The organism is Pseudomonas sp. SID14000, from assembly GCF_002165135.1.
Classification (GTDB): domain Bacteria; phylum Pseudomonadota; class Gammaproteobacteria; order Pseudomonadales; family Pseudomonadaceae; genus Aquipseudomonas.
The window spans coordinates 89,195-105,347 of record NZ_NFZQ01000011.1 but is presented as its reverse complement, the minus strand read 5'-3'; the positions used below and the strand labels follow the sequence as shown (position 1 = coordinate 105,347).

The following is a 16,153-nucleotide window of genomic DNA, read 5'->3' as shown; positions in this document are numbered from 1 at the left end:
CTCTTCATGACGCGCTCCGTGGCCGCTGGGCGTTCAGGTATTCGCGCAGTTGCTCGATCATTTCGCTTTGGGTGCTCAGTGGCATCAGCAGCACGCGCAGCTTTTGCGCCATCAGCTCCCAGCGTTCGATGCGCGCTTCGGCCTGCTGGCGGTAGGCCTGGCGCAGGTTGGCGTCCAGGGTGTCGAGCTCCAGCTGCGCGCTGCGCTGGGCGAAGCGCAGCAGGCCGGCGGCGGGCAGGGCGTGGTCGAGCGGGTCGGACACCGGCATCAGCAGCAGGTCACAATGGCGCGAGAGCATGGCCAGGTGTTGTTCCACCTGGGCGGTGAGCGAGCGTTCGTCGCAGATCACGATAGCCAGGCTGCCGGGGCGCAGCACTTCGCGGGCGCGGCGCAGGGCCAGGCCGAGGCTGTCGGCCCCGGGGCTGGCCTCGGTGTGCAGGGACTGGTTGACCTTGGCCAGGCGGTTGAGCAGTTGCAGCAGGCTCTGCTTGCTGCGCCGGGGCTTGATTTCGTGGTGTTCGTTGTCGCCGAACACCAACCCGCCAATACGGTCGTTGTGGCCCAGCGCGGCCCAGCCGAACAGCGCCGCAGCCTGGGCGGCCAGCACCGACTTGAACATCAGCCCCGAGCCGAAGAACAGCCGCTGGCTCTGCTCGACGAGGATGAAGATTGGCCGTTCGCGCTCTTCGTGGAACAGCTTGGTGTGTGGCTCCTGGGTCCGCGCAGTGACCCGCCAATCGATGTTGCGCACGTCGTCACCGGCCTGGTACACGCGCACCTGGTCGAAGTCCACGCCGCGCCCGCGCAGTTTGGAGTGGTGCAGGCCCACCAGCGGGCTGCGCTGGCCGGGCCGGGAAAACAGCTGGATTTCGCGCACGCGGTGGCGCATGTCGATCAGCTCGGCAAGGCCGATGCGGATGCCGGGTTGGGCCAGCGAGGCGGTGGGCATGGGCTCAGGCAACGGCGACGACGTCGAGGATGCGCTGGACCACGCGGTCCTGGTCGATCCCCGCCGCCTCGGCCTCGAACGAGAGGATGATGCGGTGGCGCAGTACGTCGAACAGCACCGCCTGGATGTCTTCGGGGCTGACGAAATCACGCCCGGCCAGCCAAGCGTGGGCGCGCGCGCAGCGGTCCAGCGAAATGGAGCCACGCGGGCTGGCGCCGTAGGCGATCCAGTCGGCCAGTTCGGCGTCGAATTTTGCCGGGGTGCGGGTGGCCATCACCAGTTGCACCAGGTATTCCTCCACCGCGTCGGCCATGTACAGGCCGAGGATTTCCTTGCGGGCGGCGAAGATGGCCTGCTGGCTGACCCGGCGCTCGGGCTTGGTCTCGCCGCCCAGGGCTTCACCACGGGCCTGCAACAGGATGCGCCGCTCTACCGCAGCGTCGGGGAAACCGATTTTCACGTGCATCAGGAAGCGGTCGAGCTGGGCTTCGGGCAGCGGGTAGGTGCCTTCCTGCTCGATCGGGTTCTGCGTGGCCATGACCAGGAACAGCGGCGACAGGTCGTAGGTGCTGCGACCCACGCTGACCTGGCGTTCGGCCATGGCTTCGAGCAGCGCGGACTGCACCTTGGCCGGGGCGCGGTTGATTTCGTCGGCCAGCACCAGGTTGTGGAAGATCGGCCCCTGCTGGAACACGAAGCTGCCGGTCTCCGGGCGGTAGATTTCGGTGCCGGTAATGTCGGCCGGGAGCAGGTCGGGGGTGAACTGGATGCGATGGAACTGCGCCTCGATACCTTCGGCGAGCTCTTTGATGGCCTTGGTCTTGGCCAGGCCCGGCGCACCTTCGACCAGCATGTGGCCGTCGGCCAGGAGCACGATCAACAGCCGCTCGACCAGTTTCTCCTGGCCTAGGATCTGGGAAGAAAGAAAGGTGCGCAGCGCGATCAGCGCTTCACGGTGTTCCATCGGCGACGGTTCCTGGTATGGGGCTGCAGGCAGCTGGAGGCAACTGCCCTGGCAAGGGGTGATACTTTAATCCATCCGGGGGGGTGGCGACCAATGGCGGTAGGGAAATTTATCCTTGCGGGGGGCCATGCAGGTCCGGAAATGTCCTGCATAAGACTGGCCATTGGCTGATGTTTCGCTGCGGCGTGTTGGCGCCTGCTTGTGTTTTTTGCGCAAGCGGGAAGCACGACGATGGACCTGAACAGCTGCAGCACTGCACCTATTACGCCGGTCACCCTGCGTTTTGGCGTGTTCTTCGATGGCACCGGTAACAACCTGAACAATGTGATACCAGTGGATGCACCGAGGGGCAAGGGTGCCAGTTATGGCAATGCCTTGAGCAATGTGGCCCTGTTGCATGCGCTGTACCCGGCGCAGGGGGGCAATACTGACGGGACCATGGCGTTTCTGAAGCGCTATGTCGAGGGCGTGGGCACCCTGGCGGGCGAGGCGGATCATGCCTATGCCTCGGCTACCGGGCGTGGGCGCAGGGGGGCCGAGGCGCGAGTCGCCGAGGCCTTGGCGGGGATTGCCGGGCAACTGCGGGACTGGGCGCAGGCGCATCCGCAGGCGAGGGTCGAGCGGGTCGAGTTCGACTTGTTCGGTTTCAGCCGCGGTGCGGCGGCGGTACGGCATCTGGCCAACCTGCTGCACGGTGACGGCGGCAGGCTGTTGGCTGTGCCCTGCGGCATCGTGATCAACTTTATCGGCCTGTTCGACACGGTAGCGGCGATCATCGCGCCGCTCCAAGGTGACTTCGACCCCGCCGACGACCGCCATGGTGGCTTGCGCCTGGGCCTGGGCGCGGGCATTGCCCGGCAAGCGGTGCAACTGGTGGCGGGGGACGAGCAGCGGCATAACTTCCCGCTGGTGCGCAGCGGCCATGACATAGTGCTGCCGGGCGTGCACTCGAACATTGGCGGTGGTTACCCGGATACCACGCAGGAGCAGGTGCTGCTGTGCAAACCGCAGTCACAGCGGGTACCGCTGGGTGTGCGCGCCGAGCAGACTCGCGTGCATGCTACAGTCAGTGCCTTGCTGACGTCAGCGTTTGGCGAACTGGGTATGCCCAGGCCGCGGGTGCTGGCCTGGGAGGTGCCGATTGCTGGTGGCCGGCCGAATGAGGCGCAAAAGCAGGTGTATGCGGCGGTGTATCGGGAGCGGGAAGTGGCGGGGCAGCTTTCCCGGGTGTACCTGAGCATCATGCGTGAGCTGGCGGTGCGGGCTGGTGTGCCGTTTGCGCAACTGGGCGGGCAGGCCGAGCATCGGCTGCCGGATGAACTGCTGGGCATCAGCCGCAAGTTGCATGCGTTTGCCCTGGGTGAATGCGAACAGCCTGGGTTGGCCGAGGATGAACAGCGATTGTTGCGCGACAGGTACGTGCATGCGTCAGCGAACTGGAATGCGTTGAAGGGGTTGCACAGCAGTGTGCTGGATGTGCTGTTCGTCAATCGGCCGGCTGCAGGTGGGCGGGTGGTGCATGCCAATCCAGTCGCTTGAGTAGCTAGTGCGCAGGTAATGCCGGGAAAGGGCTGCAACGCAGCCCCAGGGGCTAGGCAGGCTGTTGGCGTCTTCTGGCCAGGTAAGCCTCCTGTGCCAGGGTCAGCAGCACCGTCAGCAACATGAATACGATCGACGCCACGAAGACTCCATTTGGCAGGCGCTGGTCGAGCATCCAGCCAAACGCCACCGGCCCGAGGGCGCCGCCGATGTTGAAGCCGGTCGAGACCAGCCCGAAGGCTTTGCCCTCGGCCCCGCGTGGCGCCGCCGCCTTGACCAGCATGTCCCGCGACGGGGCGATGACCCCGGTCAGCAAGCCAATGGCACCCAGCACCACCACCAACCCCCAGCCCCGAAGCAGCCCCAGGGCCACCAGTGCAGTCAACGCCGCGGCCAAGGCAAAGGCCAATGCCGCCACCAGGCCATGACGCCGGGTCCGGTCAGCCAAGGCTCCACCGCATAGCACACCCACGGCACTGCTGAGCAGAAACGCCGTGAGCGCCGTATTGGCCCAGGCCAGGGTCAGCCCTTGGCCCTGGACGAGCGCGGCTACGGAGAACTTCTCGATGGCACTGGTGCTCAGATTGAGCAAAATGAACAGCACCGTCAGCACCCCGAGCATGGGCGTGAACAATCGCGCACGACCTGTTGCTGTGGGGCCAGCGCCACTTGTGCTGCCAGGCCTGGCGACTTGATAGACGCCACTGCCTGGCACCGATATCAACAGTAAGGCAGCAACCCCCACTGCCGCGCCTGCCGCCAGAGCTGCCTGCGTGCCGAACACCGAAGCAATGCCAAGAAACACGGCTGGCGTTACCGCCGAGCCGAGGAAACCGGCAAAGGTATGGATCGAGAACGATCGCCCCAGGCGGCCTTGTTCGATGCCGTTGGCCAGCAGCGCATAGTCGGCCGGGTGGTACACGCCATTGGCCAGGCCGGCCATGGCCATCGCCACCAGCAGCAGCGTATAGCCTGGGCTGACCGCAACCAGCAGGAAGCTGAGGCTACCCAGCAGCAAGCCTGCCTTGAGCACCTTGCGCGCACCGTAATGATCGACGGCATAGCCCAGCGGCGCCTGCACCAGGGCGGAGACGATGTTGAACACGGCCAGGGCCACGCCGAGTTCGACGAACCCCACCCCCAGCAAGCCGGGTAGCACGGGTAGCAGCGCCGGAATCAGCATGATGTGCACATGGCTGACGAAGTGCACGGCAGCAATTTGGGGAAGAAGCGTAGGACCAGCTTTGGGCATGTCGATACCTGTAGTAAGGCGTGCGCACCTGGCGCACGGCAGGGTGGAGGAAAGCCCGCTTACCGGGGAGAGCGGCTGAAACCGGGGAGGCTGCCGTTCAGTACGGCATAGGCCAGCAAGCCAATGACCAGCCCCCAGAACGCTCCGCCAATGCCAAACAGGTTGATGTTGGCTGCCGCCGCCAGGAAGGTGATCAGTGCCGCCTCGCGCGAACGGGCATCGGCCATTGCGCTGGCCAGGCTGGTGCCGATGGTGCCTAGCAGGGCAAGGCCGGCCAAAGTGGTGATGAAGGTGGCCGACAGGGCCATGAACACACTGGCCAGGGTGACGCCGAACACCCCCACGAGGATGTAGCAGACACCGGCAGCGATACCCGCGACCCAGCGTTTGCCCGGGTCTTCGTGGGCCTCCTTGCCAGTGCAGATAGCGGCGGTGATGGCCGCGATATTGAAGGCGTGCGACCCGAACGGTGCCATCAGCAACGACCCCAGGCCAGTGACTGCCACGATCGGGTTGGCGCTGGTCTTGAAGCCGTCATTGCGCAGCACCAGCATGCCGGGCATGTACTGGCCGGTGAGGGTGATCAGGAACAACGGCAGGGCCACACTCAGGGCGGCGTTGAGGGAGAAGGTGGGCGCGGTGAACAACGGCGAGGCGAATTCCAGTTTTAGCGCTGTCAGGTCCACCTGACCCTGGAGTAGCAGGTAGCCCAGCCCCAGCAGCAGAATGCCTACTACGGCATAGCGGGCGGTAAAGCGTTTGAGTGTCACATAGGCCCCGATCAGTAGCCCGGCCAGGGCGGGGTCGACCGACAGGCCGCCGAATGCACCGATGCCGAACTGCAACAGGATACCCGCCAGCAGCCCGGCGGCAATCCCGCCGGGGATGACCCGCACCAGGCGCTCGAAGTACCCGGTCACACCCAGCACCACGAAGCCGGCGGCCGACAACAGGTAGGCACCGATGGCGTCGCTGTAGGGCACGCTGGCCAGCGCCGTGACCAGGAACGCGGCGGCCGGCGTGGACCAGGCGGTGATCACCGGCTCGCGGCTGTACCAGGACAGGATCAGGCCACTGACGCCGACGCCGATCGACACGGCCCAGACCCATGATGAAGTCAGCTCCGGGCTCAGCCCGGCCAGTTTGGCGGCCTGGAACACCAGGATGAAGGTGCCGCCGTAATTGACGATGACCGAAACGATCCCCGCCACCACGGGGTGAAGAATGTCTGTCAGCCGTAGCTGGGTTGACGCAGTGTGTGCGGGCGTGTTCATGGGGGCCTCGGGAATTCTGGGGCATAGGGTTGGAAAGGCTGGTTTTTATAGCGCTAAAATGGCTGGTATAGCCCAGCCACTTTTAACCAACTGGCCATACCAATGTTCAAGCATGCACAACTGGAGTCGGTGAAAGCCTGGATCGGCGACCCGGCGCGCGCGTCGCTGCCTTTGCACGTGCGGATCCAGCGGGCGATACGCCAGCTGATTCTCGAAGGGGCATTGCCCGTGGGTAAGGCCTTGCCCGCCTCGCGTGCACTGGCGACCTCGCTGGCTGTGTCGCGGGACACGGTCGAGGCCGCTTATGGCCAGTTGCACGCCGAAGGCTTCATCGAGCGCCGGGTGGGTAGCGGCAGCTTCGTTTCACCTCGTGCGCAGCAACTGCCGGCGCGCGCCCGGGGCCGAAGGGTGAAAGCCCTGGGCGAGCCGCCGGCGCTCAGCCGTCGTGGCCAGGCGTTGTGCCAGGAGGGCGGGGTGCACAATTTCTTTGTCCCTCGGCCGTTTGCCCCGGGGGTTGCAGAAACACGCAACTTCCCGCTGCAGGTCTGGGAAAAATTGCAGCGGCAGGTGTTCAGGGAACATGGCACCCAGGCACTGCAGCACAGTACCGCGCAAGGCACCGGGCCACTGCGGCGGGCTATTGCCGATTACGTCAATCTTGAACGTGGTGCACAGGCCACGGCCGACCGCGTGCTCATCCTCACCAGTTCGCAGCAGGCGTTCAGCCTGTGTGCCCACGTACTGGCCGATGCGGGCGACCAGGTAGTTATCGAAGACCCGGCGTACCATGGCGCCAGGAAGGCGCTGGGTGTTGCTGGCCTGCATTGCATCGCCGTGGCCGTGGACGCGGACGGCATGCAGGTCGAGCAGATCCCACGGTTGGCCCCCCATGCCAGGGCTGTTTTCCTGACCCCGTCGCACCAGTTCCCCACTGGCGTGACCCTGTCCCTGGACCGGCGTCTGGCGGTGATCGAGTGGGCACGGCAACAACGCGCCTGGATCATCGAGGATGACTACGACAGCGAGTTTCACTATGCCGGCAAACCCACCGCGTGCGTGCAAGGCCTGGATGCCCACGACCGGACGGTTTATATCGGCACGTTCACCAAGTCCTTGTTTGCCGGCTTGCGCATTGCCTACATGGTCTTGCCGCCGCAACTGGTCGGGCCGATGACCACAGCGCGGACGTTGCAGGACGGGCATACGGCTTCGCTGGCACAACTGACCCTGGCCAGGTTCATCGAGGGCGGGCACTTCGGCGCCCACGTGCGCTTGATGCGGGCGATCTATGCCGAGCGTCGCGATGCCCTGGCGGCACTGGTGCAGGCGCAGCTATCCGACTTTCTTGTCGCGCGCGTGCCGGCGGGTGGCATGCAGATGCCCTGTGTTTTCACCAGGCCGATGCCTGAAGAGCAGGTGGTGAAGGCGGCGCAGGCAGCAGGCATAGACCTGTTGGGGCTCAGCGGCCTGTATGCGTCGTCGAGGGGGGAGGCGGGAGTGTTGATGGGGTTTGCGGCGCATACCCCGGGCGAGCTGGCGATGGCCGTGGCGAAACTGGCGAAGGTATTGCGCCAGGTCGAGGCCAGCCAAGGGGGCGCAAAGCTGTTGCGGTGAGGCCCGGCAGCAGGGCGCCGCCGGGCTATTGTCGCGATCAGTTGGCCAGTTCTACCAGCAGGCTTTTCAGGTAGGCGCTGCCTTGCGCATCCAGCGGCTGCAGAGGCAGGCGGGGCGCGCCGACATCCTGGCCGAGCATTTTCAAACCGGCCTTGATGGTGGTTGGCAGGCCGCGGCGGGTGATGTACTCCAGCAGTTCGTACTGGCGGTAGAACAGCGCGCGGGCTTCGGCCAGGTTGCCGTGCTGCACCGCGTCCCACAGTGCCAGGTTCAGGGCCGGGATCAGGTTGGGCGCGGCGGTGCACCAGCCGGTGGCGCCGGCCACCAGGGCTTCCAGGGTGAGCGGGTTGCAACCGTTGTAGAAGGCCACCTGGCCATCGGTGGCCTTGAACAGGCGGTGCATGCGCTGGATGTCACCCGTGCTTTCCTTGACCATGGTCACATTCGGCACTTCGTTGAGGATGCGCAGGATCAGCTCCACCGACAGGTCGGTGCCGCTGGTGCCGGGGTTGTTGTAGAGCATGACCGGGATGTCGATGGCCGCACCCACCGCCTTGTAGTGGGCGATCACTTCGGCTTCGGTGAGCTTCCAGTAGGAGATGGGCAGCACCATAACCGCCGTGGCGCCGCATGCCTGTGCCAGGCGGGCGCGCTGCACGGTACGTGCGGTGGTCAGGTCGGAGACGCTGACCACGCTCGGCACGCGGCCGGCAATGCGTTCCTGGCTGAAGCGCACCACCGTTTCCCATTCGCTGTCAGACAGGTAGGCGCCTTCGCCAGTGCTGCCCAGCGGTGCGATGGCGTGCACGCCGTCGGTGATCAGGTGGTCGATGGACTTGCCCAGGGCATCCAGGTCGAGCGTGCCGTCTGGCGTGAAGGGAGTGATGGTGTAGCCGATAACGCCGCGAATTACAGGTGTAGACATAACCAGGCACCTCTGCCGTTGTTAAGGAAAGGGTACAGCTTCGATCAGCCCAGGCAGTCGCCATGGGCACGCAAGGCACGGCGTGCGTAGTAGCTGAACGCGGCGCCATGACGTTTGGGGGTGGAGATCCAGTCGTGGGCTTCCTTGCCCAGGGCATCCGGGATAGGGCGGATGTCACCGGCGCCCATGGCCAGCAGCTGCATCTTCGCTGCGCGCTCGAACAGCAGGGCGAGCACGCAGGCTTCCTCGATCGAGCGGCCGGCGATCAGCAGGCCGTGGTGGGAAAGCAGGATCGCGCGCTTGTCGCCGATCGCCCTGGAAATGATTTCACCTTCTTCGTTGCCCACCGGTACGCCGGGCCATTCTTTGAGGAATGCGCAGTCGTCGAACAGCGGGCACAGGTCCATGTGCGAGATGGCCAGTGGTACTTCCAGCATCGACAGGGCGGCGCTGTGCAGCGGGTGGGTGTGGATGATGCAGTTGACGTCGGGGCGTGCGCGGTACAGCCAGCTGTGGAAGCGGTTGGCCGGGTTGGCCATGCCGCGGCCTTGCAACACGTTGAGGTCTTCGTCGACCACCAGCAGGTTGGAGGCGGCGATTTCATCGAAGCCCAGGCCGAGTTGTTGCGTGTAGTAGGTGCCGGGCTCTTGCGCGCGTGCTGTGATCTGCCCGGCCAGGCCGGAGTCGTGGCCACCGTCGAACAGGATGCGGCAGGTGAGGGCGAGTTTCTGCCGTGGGGTATAGGTGTTGTCGGCCAGTGCCGTCAGCATCTGCTGCTGGGCGAGTTTGACCAGCTGGTCCTTGGGGGTCTGCATGGTGGTCGTCATGGGCGTTACCTGCATGGGGAAGGGCGATGGATGGCTGATCGGCGCGGGGCACCGTCAGGACACATTTGTGATGATAATGACACAAAGTGTCATTTGCAAGCGATGTGTCATCGCCCGCGTCAGTCATCTGGACTGCGCAGTGGGGGCAGGTGCGGCGGGGGTTGTCAGAGGTGGTGCAGGCAAAGGTCTGCAGGCCAGCCCTGGTCAGAGGGCTGGCGCGTGCCCTTTCAAGGCGCGCCGAACAGCATCGTCCAGTACACACCGTTATCGCTACGCGAGTTCTCGGCAAAGGCCGCACCCACCTGGGTAAACATCGGGTTCATCAGATTGGCGCAATGCCCGGGGCTGGCCAGCCAGCCTGCCATCGCCTTGCTCGGTGAGCCTTGGCCTGCGGCAATGTTCTCGCCGACCTGCCGCCCACGGTAGCCGGCATCCCACGCCCGGTCTGCGGGTAAGTCACCGTCGAGGTCGCGGTGCGCGAAGAAATTGTCGTTGGCCATCGCCCGACTGTGGCGCTGCGCTGCTGTTCCCAAGGCGGTGCTCCAGGTCAGAGGACGTGCAGCGGCGAAGCGCTGGCGACCACACAGGCGCGGCTTCGCCCGTGCTGCGTTGACCTGTGCCAGTAACGCTTTGCTTGCGGATCGCCCATCGCCGAGCTGAGCATCGAGCAAGGGCCGCGCCAGTAGCACTCGCCACTCGTTGCGTGAGCGACTGACGCCGATATCGGCATATTGGCTATCGAGCAAAGCTGTGCAGTAGTCGCTGCGGAGCATGTCGAAGGCTTCCTCGGCATCTTGCGCGCCGACCAGACGGATGGCCCGCACCTTCACCGCCTGATAACCAGCAGCCTTCAACCCTTCCCGCAAACCACCGCCGTAACCGACTGGTAACGCCAGTTTCGGCCTCAAGGCCAGCGGCGTCGAGACCCGAATCGTGCGCCGCTCGCAGCGCTGTGGCTGGGCTCGATAGTCGTTGATGGCCGCCACCAGTTGCCTTTCCCCGCTGGCATGGGCGGGGCTGATGAACAGGGGGAACAAAGGAATGAGGCAGAGCGAGACGAAGGGGGAGCGGCGGATTGCTTGGCGCATGGGACGGATGGCTCGGATGGATGAGGACGTTTAGGCCAACTGAAGGGCTCGGCTAAGACTGTACGTCTCGATACAGGTTCACGAGCGTACGCTTTACCTGTAAAACGGCGCTGTGCTTACTCGAATGCAGCAACAAGGTAAACCGCAATGACACAAGCTACCGATCAGGCTTTTTATGACCGCGCGGATGCGCATATCGAACTGGCGAACCAGCAGATTGAAAAAATCGAGGACCTGGGCAAGGTAAGCGCCTCGCTGACTTTTGGCGCCTCGCGTTTCAACGCCTGGATGAGCGCCCGCAGTTTCAAGTCTGGCGCGGAACTGGCTGCCGCGCGGGAGGAACTGTTGAAGTATTTCTGCGAGCAGTACCGGATGATGCTCGAGGACAACCTGGACGAGCATATCGAGCATTTTGACCGGTATGTGCTGGGCAAAAGCGACTGAACCATGGGGGGCGCGATCTCATGGAACTGCACATGGCTCATTTGAATTAGCAGGGACCCTGTGGGAGCGGACCGCTTGCGAATTCAGTTCTCTACGCGCCAGCGCAGCCTTATCGGGCCTTCTTTTCCAGAATCCGCGCCCCGGTACCTTCCTTGCCCAGCACATCCTCGGGGTTGCGCAGCGGGCATTCCTCCAGCGACAGGCAGCCGCAACCAATGCAGTTGTCCAGGCTATCGCGTAATGCTTCCAGGGTGCGAATGCGCGCATCCAGGTCTTCGCGCCAGGCGGTCGACATCTCGCCCCATTGCGCGGCCGTGAGCTTGCTGTTGGGCGCATAGCGGCTGAAGGCCTGCTTGATCTCCTCAAGCGGAATACCCGTGCGCTGCGCCACCTTGATAATGGCCAGCGTACGCAACACCAGTGAAGGATAACGACGCTGATTGCCCGCCGTACGGACGCTGGCGATCAGCCCCTTCGTCTCGTAGAAGTGCAGCGCAGACACCGCCACGCCGCTGCGCTTGGCCACCTCACCTACGGTTAGCATCCGTGAATTGTCCACTGCCATGTCTGTTGACCTCAGGTTAAGTTGAGCTTTTATAGTCCTGCCCGATCTTCCCCGCAACCGCTTTCCCTGATGATCGGAGCACTGCATGAACAAAAGGACGTTACTGGCCTGGGCTGGCGCCTGCGGCCGGTGCTGATACATGCGCTAACGCTGTGGGAGATCGCCCAGCCCTTTGGGCTGCGCGGTCGCGTAGACAACTGAATTTGCAAGCGGTCCGCGTACCCTGTGGGAGCGGCTTTAGCCGCGAAGAATCCAACGCTGTGCATGGCACCGGCTGCGCCGGTGTTCGCGGCTAAAGCCGCTCCCACACGGTCCGTGCTAATTCAATGAGTGATGTGCGGTTCTATGAGAGCTGGCTTGCCAGCGATGGGGCGCATAGCGGCCCCGATTGCCCGATCAGGACGGCGACCGATCACGGCGCATCTGGGTAATCAAGGTAAAGCGGTCATCTGGATGCACCGTCTCGGAAACTGCCATCAGGTCGCCGTTTTCCTCGCGGTAGTGGCGAATGATGTTCAGCCCCGGCGAGCCCGCCTCGGCCTTCAGCACCCGGGCCATTTCCGCAGTCAGCAACACCGCCCGCACCTGCTGGTCGACCACCGCGATCGCCCGGCCATAGTGCTGCTCGATCAACCCGGCAATCAGCTGGTCGGGGTGCTCGCGGGCCAACTCGATGACATCGGCATAGTCGCGCTGTGCGTACACATCAGTCCAGCACAGCGGCGCTGCGTTGTGCATACGGTCGACGCGGATGCTCGACACGCAGAAGTAATGCTCGCCCGGTACCAGCCCCAGTCGCGCCGCTTCGCTCAGGTCGGCGACGAAGTGGTGCACGTCGTGGATTTCCCGTTGCTGGTTTTCCGCCAGGTGCGCCAGATCGGCCACGCTGGCCAGCGACTGCGAGTAGCCGCCACGCGGGCTGCTGGCCTCGACCCGGGTACCCACGCGCTTGCGCCGCGATACCAGCCCCTGGTCGAGCAACTGGTTGATCGCCGCACGCACCGTATGCCGGCTCACATCGTACAAGTCGCACAGCTCGAACTCGGTGGGCAGCAGGCTACCCACCGGATAGCGACCGCTGGCGATGCCCTCCATCAAGTCTTTTGCCACGGTGGTATAGCGCGTCGGGTTCATGGCTTTGGTCTGTCTCGCGAATTTGTAACAGCGCCAGGGGCGCAAAGCGGCACCGGAAATCAGGCCTGGGCGGGCAAGCTCATATGCAACAACGGAAACGGCCGGCCCTCGCCATCGAGCGGCGAGCGGCCGGTCTGGATGAAACCGTAGTGACGATAGAACCCCACTGCCTGCGGGTTCTGCTCGTTGACATCGACGCTCATCACGCTGCGCGACTGGCGGCCGAAATTTAGTAGCGCGCGGCCAATGCCCTGGCCATGGAGCTCGGGGGCGACGAAGAGCATCTCCACGTGGTTTTCATTGAAACCGATGAAGCCCAGCGGGCGGTCATCGGTGTCTACCGCAACCCAGAGCTCGACGGCCGGGAGGTAGACATCGCGCAACTGCGGCAGCAGTGCATCGATGTCGGACGCTTGCAGAAAGTGATGGGTGGCGCGCACGGCGCGCAGCCAGATATCGAGCAACTGCGGGTGGTCGGCAGCGATGCTTTGGCGAATGATCATGGAGTCATGCCTGGGCTGTGTATGGCAGGGGGCCGGAAGGGAGAAAAAGGGTACCCGGATTGTGTGGGGTGGGGCAATGGGGGGGGGAGCATCAGTTGATGTGTCGCCGGGGCCGGCCCTTTCGCGGGTAAACCCGCTTCCACAAGTACAGCACTGCCCTCAAGTCCAGCGCCATGCCTGTGGGAGCGGGGCTACCCGCGAACACGGGCGAAGCCCGTGCCATCGATGGGCGATCGAGATTAGAAGCCAGCCTCCAGGCTCAGCAGGTCCTGCACAGTCTGCCGCCGGCGGATCATCCGCAGCGCACCGTCCTCGATCAGCAACTCCGGCAGCAACGGCCGGCTATTGTAGTTCGACGACATCGACGCCCCATAGGCCCCGGCGTCGTGGATCACCAGCAGGTCACCTACCTGCGCCTGGGGCAGGTCATGCGGGGTCAGTTCCTGGTCATCCTGGGTAAATACATCGCCCGACTCGCACAACGGCCCGGCCACCACGGTCGGCTGCCGCGGGCGGTCCACCGGCTGGCCGTTGGCGTCGAGCAGGGTCATGCGGTGGTAGGCCCCGTACATCGCCGGGCGCATCAGGTCGTTGAAGCCGGCGTCGATCATGACGAAGGTATTGCGGCCCACCTGCTTCACGGCGCGCACCTCGGCCACCAGATAACCCGATTCCGCCACCAGGAAGCGCCCTGGTTCGATCTCCATGCGCACGGGGTGGCCCAGCATCGCTTCGATTTCCTTGCGTGCCACGGCCCAGGTCTGGGCGTAGCGTTGCAGGTCGACCGGCTTGTCGCTGCTGCGGTAGGGGGTGGAAAGCCCGCCACCAATGGAAAAGGCCTCGATGTCCACGCCCAGGCGGCCGATCAGCTCGATCATCGAGCGGGCCACTTGCTCAAGATGCTGGTAATCCACCCCGGAACCGATGTGCATGTGCACGCCCACCAGGTGCAGGCCATGGGTTTTCACGCAGGCCAGCGCTTCGCCCAGTTCTTCATGCCAGATGCCGTGCTTGCTGTTCTCGCCGCCGGTGTTGGTCTTGCGGCTGTGGCCATGGCCGAAACCAGGGTTGATGCGGATCCACACGCGGTGGCCGGGGGAGCGTTCCCCCAGTTGACGCAGCATATCGATGGAGCCGGCATTGACTTCGATCTTCGAGGCCACCACCCGCTCCAGGGTCGGTCGGTCCAGCGCGTCGCAGGTCAGCACCACGCCGGCTGGGTCGCCATCCACGCTTGCGCCCGCGGCAAAAGCCCGTTCCATTTCGCCCAGCGACACCGCGTCCAGCACCAGCCCGTGGGCGCGCATCAGGCGCAGCACATGCAAGTTGGGGTTGGCCTTCTGGGCGAAGCGCACGGTGTCGAACACCTTCAGCTGTTCGACACGCTCTGCGATCGTGCCGGCGTCGTAGGCCCACAGCGGTGAGCCGTGCTGGCGGACAGCCTCGGCCAGAAGAGTGAAGGGTGCAGTCATGGTGGCGCTACTCATATAAGGAAGACCACGAGGATGAGCCAAAGCAGGAATTCAGAAAAATAGCTATTTTTCTGTCGGCTATTCATATCTGATATGACTATTGTCGACTTCCCAGGTGTTGCCGTGAAACTGTCCGCCCGCCATATCGAAGTGTTCCGCGCCATCATGGCTGCTGGTAGCGTTACCGGTGCGGCGCGCCTGCTGTTCACCTCGCAGCCCACTGTCAGCCGCGAACTGGCGCGGCTGGAGCAAGTAACCGGGCTGAACCTGTTCGAGCGCGAGGGTGGGCGCCTGGTGGCGACGGCCCAGGCGCTGCTGTTGATCGAGGAGGTTGAGCGGGCCTACGTAGGGCTGGAGCGCATTGACCGCTTTGCCCAGGCCATACGCAATTTCGAGCAGGGCCGGCTGGCCATCACCTGCCTGCCGCTGTTTTCCCAGACCTTGCTGCCCAAGGCTTGCCAACGCTTTCACCAGCAGCACCGGGGTGTGAGCGTGAGTATCCTGGCGCAGGAGTCGCCGTTGCTGGAGGAGTCACTGGTGGCCCAGCAGCATGACCTGGGCCTGACCGAGGTCGAGCAGATACCGCGTGGCGCCTACGGTGAATTGCTGTTCAGTGCCAACATGGTGTGCGTACTGCCCGACGGGCACCCGTTGCAAGCCAGGGCCGAGCTGGAGCTGAGCGATTTTCACGAGGTCGACTTCATCAACCTGGCCAGCCTCGACACCTACCGGCAGCGCCTGGACCAGCACTTTCGCGCGGCAGGGGTGAACCGCCGCACGGTCATCGAGACCACCAGTGCCGCCTCGGTATGCGCCATGGTCAGGCAGGGCCTGGGGGTGGCGATCATCAACCCGCTGAGCGGGTTGGAGGCGGCGCAGGGCGGGTTGCCGATCCGGCGGTTGCGGGTGTCGGTGCCGTACCAGGTGATGCTGATCAGGCCGGACCACCGGCCGGCGTCGGCGGCGGTGGAACCGTTTTGCCAGGCGTTGCGGGTGCAGGCCCGGGAGATGCAGGCGGCACTGATCTGAAGCCAGGTGCTCCTGCAGGGCTCAGAGTTCGCAGATGAAGGTACCAGTCCCGGCCAGGATGTTCTCCAGGGTTTCCTTCACTTCATCCATGTCGCTCAACTCGCTGGTCAGGTTGATCTCCAGCACCTCATCCCCCTTCAGCGCGTCCCGGTCGCCGGCCGCCACTTCGATCAGCAGGCGCTTGGCGCTCAGGGTCACTTTCAGCCCATCCAGCGTCGACGGTTCGTCATCCAGGGTCAGGTCGACGGTGTCTTCGTCCGGGTAGCGGGTCAGCAGGAACATCTGACCCTTGTCGCTGTGGCAGCACAGGGTCGCCATGTTGTCTTCCTCGTCATCGCAAGGGGTGGCGAACAGCAGGGCAGTATTGATTTGCATGGACAAGGCTCGGATCAAAGGAAACGGAAGGGAATTCTGACAGTCTTGCCGGCAGGCATAAACGTAAAGTTACCGCCCCTTGACCGAAATTGTCGCAGCGCTGCAAGCCTTGATGACCGATCAGTCGTTAAGCTTCGGCGAGCCCTGGGCGTGCCTGCGCACGTTCAACGCCTGGTTTTACCGTCCGCCTTGCCACGGG

16 protein-coding genes are annotated in these 16,153 nt (G+C 64.3%); 4 read left to right on the top strand and 12 right to left on the bottom strand.

All coding sequences use genetic code 11. The features are described 5' to 3' along the window. Window positions 1–4: 4 nt before the first annotated feature. Window positions 5–949, bottom strand: a complete 945-nt coding sequence (locus CAY82_RS17695; protein WP_087502390.1) for a DUF58 domain-containing protein — start codon at window positions 947–949, stop codon at window positions 5–7. A 4-nt stretch (window positions 950–953) separates the two neighbouring features. Further along, window positions 954–1,913: a MoxR family ATPase gene (locus CAY82_RS17690; RefSeq protein ID WP_013971644.1), complete on the bottom strand. Its 960-nt coding sequence runs from the start codon at window positions 1,911–1,913 to the stop codon at window positions 954–956. A gap of 231 nt (window positions 1,914–2,144) precedes the next feature. On the opposite strand from CAY82_RS17690, the gene CAY82_RS17685 reads away from it, so the two are divergent. After that, window positions 2,145–3,452: a DUF2235 domain-containing protein gene (locus CAY82_RS17685; protein WP_087502389.1), complete on the top strand. Its 1,308-nt coding sequence runs from the start codon at window positions 2,145–2,147 to the stop codon at window positions 3,450–3,452. Window positions 3,453–3,504: 52 nt separating this feature from the next. Here the strand turns inward: CAY82_RS17685 and CAY82_RS17680 are convergent, their stop codons facing one another. Together CAY82_RS17680 and CAY82_RS17675 are read right to left on the bottom strand one after the other, a co-directional pair. Beyond that, a complete protein-coding gene (locus tag CAY82_RS17680; RefSeq protein ID WP_087502388.1) occupies window positions 3,505–4,704 on the bottom strand; it encodes an MFS transporter in 1,200 nt (399 codons plus the stop codon). Between the two features lie 59 nt (window positions 4,705–4,763). Continuing rightward, window positions 4,764–5,978 (bottom strand): benzoate/H(+) symporter BenE family transporter, encoded by a 1,215-nt coding sequence (locus CAY82_RS17675; RefSeq protein ID WP_087502387.1) that lies wholly within the window; start codon window positions 5,976–5,978, stop codon window positions 4,764–4,766. A 102-nt stretch (window positions 5,979–6,080) separates the two neighbouring features. On the opposite strand from CAY82_RS17675, the gene CAY82_RS17670 reads away from it, so the two are divergent. Then, window positions 6,081–7,592, top strand: a complete 1,512-nt coding sequence (locus CAY82_RS17670; protein WP_087502386.1) for a PLP-dependent aminotransferase family protein — start codon at window positions 6,081–6,083, stop codon at window positions 7,590–7,592. 37 nt (window positions 7,593–7,629) lie between these two features. Here CAY82_RS17670 and CAY82_RS17665 read toward each other — a convergent pair whose 3' ends face one another. The 3 genes from CAY82_RS17665 to CAY82_RS17655 form a co-directional block, all read right to left on the bottom strand. Beyond that, the gene (locus CAY82_RS17665; protein WP_087502385.1) at window positions 7,630–8,517 is read right to left on the bottom strand and encodes a dihydrodipicolinate synthase family protein; all 888 of its coding nucleotides are present in this window, start codon (window positions 8,515–8,517) and stop codon (window positions 7,630–7,632) included. Between the two features lie 44 nt (window positions 8,518–8,561). Next, window positions 8,562–9,344 carry an aldolase gene (locus CAY82_RS17660; protein ID WP_087502384.1) on the bottom strand — a complete coding sequence of 261 codons (783 nt, stop codon included), beginning with the start codon at window positions 9,342–9,344 and terminating at the stop codon, window positions 8,562–8,564. Between the two features lie 227 nt (window positions 9,345–9,571). Further along, window positions 9,572–10,432: a CAP domain-containing protein gene (locus CAY82_RS17655; protein ID WP_087502383.1), complete on the bottom strand. Its 861-nt coding sequence runs from the start codon at window positions 10,430–10,432 to the stop codon at window positions 9,572–9,574. 147 nt (window positions 10,433–10,579) lie between these two features. On the opposite strand from CAY82_RS17655, the gene CAY82_RS17650 reads away from it, so the two are divergent. Then, window positions 10,580–10,876: a DUF3144 domain-containing protein gene (locus tag CAY82_RS17650; RefSeq protein ID WP_087502382.1), complete on the top strand. Its 297-nt coding sequence runs from the start codon at window positions 10,580–10,582 to the stop codon at window positions 10,874–10,876. Window positions 10,877–10,985: 109 nt separating this feature from the next. Here the strand turns inward: CAY82_RS17650 and soxR are convergent, their stop codons facing one another. The 4 genes from soxR to lysA all read right to left on the bottom strand — a co-directional run bounded on the left by soxR (window position 10,986) and on the right by lysA (window position 14,550). Further along, complete coding sequence (gene soxR / locus CAY82_RS17645; RefSeq protein ID WP_087502381.1) at window positions 10,986–11,441, bottom strand: redox-sensitive transcriptional activator SoxR; 456 nt, start codon at window positions 11,439–11,441, stop codon at window positions 10,986–10,988. Between the two features lie 396 nt (window positions 11,442–11,837). Beyond that, a complete protein-coding gene (locus tag CAY82_RS17640; protein WP_087502380.1) occupies window positions 11,838–12,575 on the bottom strand; it encodes a GntR family transcriptional regulator in 738 nt (245 codons plus the stop codon). A gap of 59 nt (window positions 12,576–12,634) precedes the next feature. Then, window positions 12,635–13,078: an acetyltransferase gene (locus CAY82_RS17635; RefSeq protein WP_087502379.1), complete on the bottom strand. Its 444-nt coding sequence runs from the start codon at window positions 13,076–13,078 to the stop codon at window positions 12,635–12,637. A gap of 239 nt (window positions 13,079–13,317) precedes the next feature. Further along, window positions 13,318–14,550: a diaminopimelate decarboxylase gene (lysA, locus tag CAY82_RS17630; RefSeq protein WP_087502378.1), complete on the bottom strand. Its 1,233-nt coding sequence runs from the start codon at window positions 14,548–14,550 to the stop codon at window positions 13,318–13,320. Window positions 14,551–14,673: 123 nt separating this feature from the next. On the opposite strand from lysA, the gene CAY82_RS17625 reads away from it, so the two are divergent. Next, window positions 14,674–15,579: a LysR family transcriptional regulator gene (locus tag CAY82_RS17625; RefSeq protein WP_087502377.1), complete on the top strand. Its 906-nt coding sequence runs from the start codon at window positions 14,674–14,676 to the stop codon at window positions 15,577–15,579. A 21-nt stretch (window positions 15,580–15,600) separates the two neighbouring features. On the opposite strand, the gene CAY82_RS17620 is transcribed toward CAY82_RS17625, so the two are convergent. Then, complete coding sequence (locus CAY82_RS17620; protein ID WP_087502376.1) at window positions 15,601–15,954, bottom strand: hypothetical protein; 354 nt, start codon at window positions 15,952–15,954, stop codon at window positions 15,601–15,603. Between the last annotated feature and the right edge of the window lie 199 nt (window positions 15,955–16,153).

Excerpts from the sequence above, each read along its gene's own strand:
- CAY82_RS17695 (WP_087502390.1), bottom strand. The coding sequence starts at position 949 with ATGCCCACCGCCTCGCTGGCCCAACCCGGCATCCGCATCGGCCTTGCC.
- CAY82_RS17665 (WP_087502385.1), bottom strand. The coding sequence starts at position 8,517 with ATGTCTACACCTGTAATTCGCGGCGTTATCGGCTACACCATCACTCCC.
- CAY82_RS17655 (WP_087502383.1), bottom strand. The coding sequence starts at position 10,432 with ATGCGCCAAGCAATCCGCCGCTCCCCCTTCGTCTCGCTCTGCCTCATT.
- CAY82_RS17680 (WP_087502388.1), bottom strand. The coding sequence starts at position 4,704 with ATGCCCAAAGCTGGTCCTACGCTTCTTCCCCAAATTGCTGCCGTGCAC.
- CAY82_RS17685 (WP_087502389.1), top strand. The coding sequence starts at position 2,145 with ATGGACCTGAACAGCTGCAGCACTGCACCTATTACGCCGGTCACCCTG.
- CAY82_RS17640 (WP_087502380.1), bottom strand. The coding sequence starts at position 12,575 with ATGAACCCGACGCGCTATACCACCGTGGCAAAAGACTTGATGGAGGGC.
- CAY82_RS17675 (WP_087502387.1), bottom strand. The coding sequence starts at position 5,978 with ATGAACACGCCCGCACACACTGCGTCAACCCAGCTACGGCTGACAGAC.
- CAY82_RS17620 (WP_087502376.1), bottom strand. The coding sequence starts at position 15,954 with ATGCAAATCAATACTGCCCTGCTGTTCGCCACCCCTTGCGATGACGAG.
- CAY82_RS17670 (WP_087502386.1), top strand. The coding sequence starts at position 6,081 with ATGTTCAAGCATGCACAACTGGAGTCGGTGAAAGCCTGGATCGGCGAC.
- CAY82_RS17635 (WP_087502379.1), bottom strand. The coding sequence starts at position 13,078 with ATGATCATTCGCCAAAGCATCGCTGCCGACCACCCGCAGTTGCTCGAT.
- CAY82_RS17650 (WP_087502382.1), top strand. The coding sequence starts at position 10,580 with ATGACACAAGCTACCGATCAGGCTTTTTATGACCGCGCGGATGCGCAT.
- CAY82_RS17690 (WP_013971644.1), bottom strand. The coding sequence starts at position 1,913 with ATGGAACACCGTGAAGCGCTGATCGCGCTGCGCACCTTTCTTTCTTCC.
- lysA (WP_087502378.1), bottom strand. The coding sequence starts at position 14,550 with ATGACTGCACCCTTCACTCTTCTGGCCGAGGCTGTCCGCCAGCACGGC.
- soxR (WP_087502381.1), bottom strand. The coding sequence starts at position 11,441 with ATGGCAGTGGACAATTCACGGATGCTAACCGTAGGTGAGGTGGCCAAG.
- CAY82_RS17660 (WP_087502384.1), bottom strand. The coding sequence starts at position 9,344 with ATGACGACCACCATGCAGACCCCCAAGGACCAGCTGGTCAAACTCGCC.